General features: G+C 72.2%; 2 protein-coding genes. Both read right to left on the reverse strand.

Annotated elements, in window-relative coordinates; genetic code table 11:
* On the reverse strand, positions 1-5,334 hold a 5,334-nt coding region (locus KVP70_RS32710; protein WP_217946605.1), incomplete at its 3' end, for a non-ribosomal peptide synthetase.
* Positions 5,327-7,887, reverse strand: a 2,561-nt coding sequence (locus KVP70_RS32715) for a non-ribosomal peptide synthetase (protein ID WP_217946607.1), incomplete at its 5' end; no start/stop codon positions are given. The genes KVP70_RS32710 and KVP70_RS32715, both read right to left, overlap by 8 nt.

A 7,887-nucleotide genomic window follows, 5' to 3' on the forward strand; every position in this document is an offset into this window, starting at 1 on the left:
GAACCAGTGGTCGGTGGCGGCCAGCAGGCGCGTCACGTTGGCATGCTCGACCATGACACCCTTGGGCAGGCCGGTCGAGCCGGAGGTGTAGATGATGTAGGCCAGGTGGCCGGCGTGCAGGCCCAGCGCGGCGGGGTCGGGATTGGCGTCGGCGCGGGCGGCGATGGCGGCCGCTTCGGCGGCGTCGTCGATGGCCAGCGCGGCTGCGCCGGCGGGCAGGGTGTCCAGCAGGGACAGCTGCGTCAGCACGGCGGCCGGGGCGCTGTCGGCCAGCATGTGGGCGATGCGCTCGGCCGGGTAGGCCGGATCGACCGGCACATAGGCGGCGCCGGCCTTGAGGATGGCCAGCAGGGCGGCCACCAGCTCGAGGCCGCGCTCGAGGCAGACGGCGACGCGCTCGCCGGGACGCACGCCGCGTGCCAGCAGATGGTGGGCCAGCTGGTTGGCGCGGCGGTTCAACTGGCCGTAGCTCAGGCTGTGGCCCTCGCACACCAGGGCGATGGCGTCCGGCCGCGCGGCCGCTTGCGCTTCGAACAGGCCATGCAGCAGCTGGCCGCGCGGGTAGTCGGCGCCGCCGGCGTTGAAGCCGGACAGCAGTTGATGGCGCTCGGCCTGGGGCAGGACCTCCAATGCATGGGCTGGCTGGCTGGCGTCGCCGGCCAGCGCGGCGCTGAGCGCCTCGACCGCCGTCAGCAGATAGCCGGCCATGCGTTGCGGATCGATGCCGGCCGCGCACTGCGCCGTCACGCCGAAGCCGTCGCCATAGTCGTCGACCGACAGCGTGACCGGGTAATTGGTCCTTTCCTCCGACGCGATGGCGCGCACGCCGTCCAGCCCGACCGCGCCCGGCGCCGTCGCGGGCCGGTTGTGGCGGTAGTTAAGCAGGGTGGTAAACAGCGGCTGCGGCGCGGCCACGCCGCTGCAGCGCTGGGCCAGCGCCAGCGAGGCTTGTTCATGCGCCAGCAGCTCGCCCAGGTCGCGGTAGCTGTCGCGCACCACCTGGCCGACCGGCCGCGCGCCCAGCGAGACGCGCAGCGGCAGCGTGTTGATGAACATGCCCAGCACCTGGCCGGCGCCGTCGGCGCCCTGCATGCGGCCCGACAGCACGGTGCCGAACACCACGTCGTCGCGGCCGCAGCAGCGCGCCAGCACCTGGGCCCAGGCGGTATGGAACAGCACGGCGGCGGTCACGCCGTGGCGGCGCGCGCCCTCGCGCACCTGGCGCGCCAGCGCCGGGTCCAGCGTCAGGGCGGCCTGGTCGGTGCGGCCGCCGTCATGTTGGACGTCGAGCAGGCCGAACGGCGCGGTCGGCGCGTCGATGTCGGCCAGCCGGCGGCGGAAGTAGTCCTCGTGGGCGGCGGCCGGCACGGCGCGGGCCTGGGCGATGAACTGCCGGTAGGGCAGCGGCGCCGGCAGCTGGTCGCCGTGGCCGTCGAGCAGCGCCTGGATTTCGGCGACGATCAACTCCAGCGTCAGGTGGTCGCTGACCAGGTGGTGGTTGAGCAAGGTCAGCAGCCATGCGCCGGAATCTGGATCGGCCGCCACGGAGGCCGCGATCAGCGGCGCGCGCTGCAGGTCCAGGCGCAGCCGGCGCGGATCGGTGTGCTGGTGCAGTTGCTCGACGGCGTCGCCGCCGGCCTCCAGCGTCAGCGTGTGGACCGGCAGCGGCGCGCGCCGCTGCACCACTTGCACCGGCGTCGACAGCCCGGCCCAGCGCACGCTGCTGCGCAGGATGTCGTGGCGCGCGATGACGCGCTGCAGCGCGTCGAGGAAGGCGTCGAGCCGCTGGCGGCCATCGAACGCAAAGCTGGAGCGGATCAGGTAGGCGTCGCCTTCGCCGCCCAGCAGGTGGTGGAACAGGATGCCTTCCTGCAGCGGCGCCAGCGGATAGATGTCCTGGATGTTGGCGGCGCCGTCGGGCACGCTGTCGACGATCAGGTCGATCTCGTCCTGGGTCAGCGCCACCAGCGGCAGCAGTTCCGGGCGCAGCGCGGTGCAGCCGGCGCCGATCAGGTTGGGCGGCGCCGGCGCGGCGCGCGACGCCGCGTCGCCGGCCGTCAGGCCGGCCGCCATGGCCTGCAGCGTGGGCGCCTCGAACACGGCGCCCACCTCGGCGCTCAGGCCCAGCCGGTGTAGCCGCTCGATCAGCGTGATCACCATCAGCGAATGGCCGCCCAGTTCGAAGAAATGGTCGTCGCGGCCGACCTGTTCCAGGCCCAGCAGCTCGGCCCAGACGGCGGCCAGCGCGGTCTCGGCCGGGCCTTGCGGGGCCTGGTAAGGCCGGGTGGCGACGGCGTCCTGGCCGGGGGCGGGCAGGGCGTTGCGGTCCAGCTTGCCGTTCGGGGTCAACGGCAGCGCCTCCAGCACCACGTAGGCGGCCGGCAGCATGTAGTCGGCCAGCTGCGGCGCCAGCGCGGCGCGCAGCGCGGCCGGCTCGAGCAGGGCGGCGGATGCCGCCGCGCCGCGCTCGGCCAGCAGGTAGGCCACCAGGCGGCGCTCGCCGGGGCTGTCCTGGCGGGCGACGACCACCGCTTCGCGCACGCCGGCGCAGGCGGCCAGGCGCGCTTCGATCTCGCCGAGCTCGATGCGGAAGCCGCGGATCTTGACCTGGAAGTCGTTGCGGCCCAGGTAGTCGAGATGGCCGTCCGGCAGCCAGCGCACCAGGTCGCCGGTGCGGTACAGGCGGGCGCCGGGGCGGCCGCTGAACGGGTCGGCGATGAAGCGCTCGGCGTTCAGCTCCGGGCGGTTCAGGTAGCCGCGCCCGACGCCGGCGCCGCCGATGTACAGTTCGCCCGTGACGCCGATCGGCACCGGTTGCCGTTGCGCGTCCAGCACGTACAGTTCGGTGTTGGCGATCGGGCGGCCGATCGGCGGTGTCCAGTCCACGCCCTCGCCGCGCGCGTGGTCGATGCGGCAGGCCGCCACCACGTCGGTGCATTCGGTCGGACCGTAGCTGTTGACCAGCGTCATCTGCGGATACTGGCGGGCCAGCGGGGCGATGTGCGCCATGCTGATCGGCTCGCCGCCCAGGAAGACGCGCCGCAGGCTGGCCAGCGCCTGGGGCGGCGCCGCCGCAATGATGGGGTAGAAGGCGCTCGGGGTCAGGTTCAGGCTGGTGATGCCCTGGCGCGCGATCTCGGCGGCCAACTGGCGCGGATCGAAGCCGGCATCGGCCAGGTGCAGGCTGGCGCCGCACAGCAGCGGCGCAAAGATATTCTTTTGGGTGAGGTCGAAGCTGAACGAGGTCACCAGCAAGACGCGGTCGTCCGCCGCGAAGTCGTACTCGTCCACGTACCAGTGCAGCAGGTTGGAAAGGCCGGCGTGCTCGATGGTGGCGCCCTTGGGGCGGCCGGTCGAACCCGAGGTGTAGATCACATAGGCGGCGTGCCGCGGGCGCAGTCCCAGTGCTTGCGGGTCGGGATTCGATGCGGCGCCATCGGCCGCTGCATGCTCGTCGGACAGCATCAGCAGCGGCGCCCCGGCCGGCAGGCGCGCCCGGTGCGCCGCCACGCTCAGCACCGCCGTGGGGGCGCTGTCGTCCAGCATATAGGCCAGGCGTTCCGGCGGATAGGCCGGGTCCAGCGGCACGTAGGCGGCGCCGGCCTTGAGCACGCCGAGCACGGCGACCACCATCGCGATGCCGCGTTCGAGGCAAATGGCGACGCGCTGGTCCGGGCGCACGCCCATCGCCAGCAGGCGGTGCGCCAGCTGGTTGGCACGTCGGTTCAGTTCGGCATAGCTGAGGCGCTCGGCGCCGCACACCAGGGCCACGGCGTCGGGCCGGGCGGCGGCCTGGTCTTCGAACAGCTGGTGCAGCAGGCGTTCTGGCCGATGGGCGAGCGCCGTGTCGTTGAAGCCGGCCAGCAGTTGCCGGCGCTGTTGCGGGTCCAGCAGCGGCAGCGCGGCCACGCGCTGGCTGTCGTCGGCCACCATCGCCGCCAACAGCGTCAGCCAATAGCCGGCCAGGCGTTCGACGCTGGCGCGTTCGAACAGCGCGCTGGCGTAGTTCAGGCCGCCGGCGATGGCGTGGCCGTCGCCATGGTCGCTGAGGTTGAGCACCAGGTCGAACTGGGCGCTCAGCTGGGGCGTCTCCAGCGGCGCCAGCTCCAGGCCCGGCAAGGCCAGCTTGGCGCCGGCGGTATTGTTGAGTGCGAGCATGACCTGGAACAGCGGGCTGTGGCCGCGGCTGCGCGGCGGCTTGAGCGCCTCCACCACCTGTTCGAACGGCAGGTCCTGGTGCTCGTAGGCGGCCAGCAGGTCGGCCTTGACGGCGGCCAGCAGGTCGGCGACGCTGGGGTTGTTGTCCAGCCGCACGCGCAGCGCCAGGGTGTTGACAAAGAAGCCGATCAATTGCTCGAGCTCGCGGCGCTGGCGGTTGGCCACCGGCGTGCCGACCACCACGTCGTCCTGCCCGCTCAGGCGCGACAGCAGCGCGGCCCAGCCGGCCAGCAGCGTCATGAACAGCGTGGCGCCGTGGCGCGCGGCCAGCGCGCGCAGGCCGGCCGCCAGCGGCGCCGGAATGGTCAGCGCCAGGCAGCCGCCGGCATGGTTCTGCAATGCCGGACGGGGCCGGTCGGTCGGCAAGGTCAGCAGCGCCGGGGCGCCGTCCAGATGGTTGCGCCACCAGTCGGTCTGGCCTTGCAGCGCGGCGCCGCTGAGCCACTGGCGCTGCCAGACGGCGTAGTCGGCGTACTGGATGGCCAGCGCCGGCAGCGGGTCCGGCAAACCCTGGCTGAAGGCGGCGTACAGCGCGCTGACCTCGCGCACCATGACGCCGATCGACCAGCCGTCGGAAATGATGTGGTGCTGGGTCAGCAGCAGCACGTGCTCGCCGTCGGCCAGCTGCAGCAGCCGGCCGCGCACCAGCGGGCCGGCGGCCAGGTCGAAGGGCTGGGCCGCCTCGTCGACGCCGATGCGGGCCACGGCCGCCTGCTGTTCATGGCCGGGTAGCGCGCGCAGGTCGTGCAGGCGCAGCGCGCAGCCCTGGTCGGCGGCGGCGATGGCCTGGACCGGGGCGCCGTCGTGCTGGACAAAGGTGGTGCGCAGGCTTTCGTGGCGGGCCACCAGGCGGTCGAGCGTGGCGCGCAGCGCCGGCAGGTCGAGCGCGCCGCTCAGGCGCAGCGCGGCCGGCAGATGGTAGGCCGCGCTGGAGGCGGGATCGAGCTGGGCCAGGAACCACAGACGTTGCTGCGCCAGCGACAGCGGCAGCGGCCGTTCGCGTCCGGCCGCCGGGATCGGCGCGTGCGCGGGACTGGCTTGTTGCGCGGTCTTTTGCTGCTTGAGCTGGTTCAGCAGGACCATCTGTTTCAATTCGCTTAACTGCAGTTTATTCATTGGAAAATCCTTCGGATAACAAGGCCAGCAATTGAGTCTCGGACAGGCCGTCGAGCTTTTGGCTCAGGCTGTCGATGTCGTGGTCGGCAAAGCGGGCGATCTGCGCCGCTGTCACCGTCGCGGAAAACTGGTGGAACACCGGGGCGTCGAACAGGCTGCGCAAGGGGATCGTCACCTCGCATTGCTCGCGTATCCTGGACATCAGCTGGAGCGCCAGCAGCGAATGGCCGCCCAGCTCGAAGAAATGGTCGTGCCGCCCGATCCGTTCCAGGCCCAGCAGTTCGGCCCAGATTGTCGCCAGCACGGTTTCGTCCGGACCCTGCGGCGCCGCGTAGGTGCGCGTCGCCACCGCGCTGTGGTCCGGCGCGGGCAGGGCAATGCGGTCGAGCTTGCCGTTCGGGGTGCGCGGATAGGCCGCCAGCGTCACGAACGCGGCCGGCACCATATAGCCCGGCAGCGTGGCCGCCAGCGCCGCGCGCAGCCGGGCCGCGTCCAGCGTGGCGCCCTGGTGCGCCAGCAGGTAGGCCACCAGGCGCTGGTCGCCCGGCTGGTCTTCGCGCGCCGCCACCACCGCCTCGCGCACGCCGTCGCAGGCCGCCAGCGCGCTCTCGATCTCGCCGAGCTCGATGCGGAAGCCGCGCAATTTGACCTGGAAGTCGTTGCGGCCCAGGTATTCGATGTTGCCGTCGGCGGCGTAGCGGCCCAGGTCGCCAGTCTTGTACAGGCGCGCATCGGGATCGTCGCTGAACGGATCGGCGATGAAGCGTTCCGCCGTCAGTTGCGGCCGGTTCAGATAGCCGCGCGCGACGCCGGCGCCGCCGATATACAGTTCGCCGGCCACGCCGAGCGGCACCGGCGCCAGCCGGCTGTCGAGCAGGTAGACCTGGGTATTGGCGAGCGGACGGCCGATGTAGGGCTGGAAGCCGTGGTCCCGGTGCATGGCGATCCAGGTCGAATAGGTGGTGGTTTCCGACGGACCGTACAGGTTGGCGACCTGTTCGACCTCGGTGCTGGCGAACAAGGTCTCGACCAGTTCCCGCTTCAAGGCTTCGCCGGCCAGGTTGATGCTGCGCACCGACGCCGGGATGCGTCCGCGCCCGGCCAGCGTGGCGATGGTGGAGGGCACGGTGTTGATGTGGGTGACGCCGTCCAGCTCCAGCGTGTCGTCCAGGATGTCGCGCGCGATCACCAGCGTGCCGCCGGCGCTGAGCGGCACGAACATCTCGTACACGGCCAGGTCGAAATTGATCGAGGTGCAGAACAGCGTGCGCGCCAGCTGGGCCGGCGTAAAGTGGTCGCGCGCCCAGGCGACCATATTGCAGGCGTTGCGGTGCTCGATCATGACGCCCTTGGGCAGGCCGGTCGAGCCGGAGGTGTAGATCAGGTAGGCCAGGTGGCCGGCCCGCAGGCCCAGCGCGTCCGGCGCCGGGTCGTGGGCGGGAGCGGATGCGCCGATGGCCGGATCGTCGATGCAGACCAGCTGTGGTGTGGCCGTCTCCGTCCGCAACGGCGCCGCCGCCTGCAGCAGGGAACGCTGCGTCAGCACGGCGGCCGGGGCGCTGTCGGCCAGCATGTGGGCGATGCGCTCGGCCGGGTAGGCCGGATCGAGCGGCATGTAGGCGGCGCCGGCCTTGAGGATGGCCAGCAGGGCGGCCACCAGCTCGAGGCCGCGTTCGAGGCAGACGGCGACACGGTCGTCGGGGCGCACGCCGCGCGCCAGCAGATGGTGGGCCAGCTGGTTGGCGCGCCGGTTCAGTTGGCCGTAGCTCAGGCTGTGGCCCTCGCACACCAGCGCGATGGCGTCCGGCCGCGTGGCCGCTTGCGCCTCGAAGGCCTGGTGCAGCAGCTGGTCGCGCGGGTAGTCGGCGCCGCTGGCGTTGAAGCCGGTCAGCAGCTGGTGGCGCTGGTCCGGCGTCAGCAGGGCCAGCGCGCCGACGCGCTGCCGCGGGTCGGCCGTCATGGCCGCCAGCAGGGTCTGGAAGTGGCCGGCGATGCGCTCGACGCTGGCGTGCTCGAACAGGTCGGTGGCGTAGTCGATGTGGCCGCCGATGACGACGCCATCGTCGGCCAGCGTCAGCGCCAGGTCGAACTGCGCGCTCAGTTGCTCGGCCGGCAGCGCGGCCAGTTGCAGGCCGGGCAGCAGCAGCGCGCCGGCCGGGGCGTTGTTCCAGGTCAGCATGGTCTGGAACAGCGGGCTGTGGCTCATGCTGCGCACCGGCTGCAGCGCCTCGACCACCTGTTCGAACGGCAGGTCCTGGTGGGCGTAGGCGTCCAGCGCCGTGTGGGCGACCTGTTGCAGCAGCTCGCTCACGCTCGGGTCGTCGTGCAGGCGCACGCGCAGCGCCAGGGTGTTGACGAAGAAGCCGATCACGTCCTCGACTTCGCGGCGCTGGCGGTTGGCCACCGGGGTGCCGACCACGATGTCATCCTGGCCGCCGAGGCGGGCCAGCAGCGCGGCCCAGCCGGCCAGCATGGTCATGAACAGGGTGGCGCCGTGGCGTCCGGCCAGGGCGCGCAGCTCGGCGCTGAGGGCGGCGGGCAGGGTCAGCGCGA

Source organism: Duganella violaceipulchra, from assembly GCF_019166075.1.
GTDB classification, from domain to species: Bacteria; Pseudomonadota; Gammaproteobacteria; order Burkholderiales; family Burkholderiaceae_D; genus Rugamonas; species Rugamonas violaceipulchra.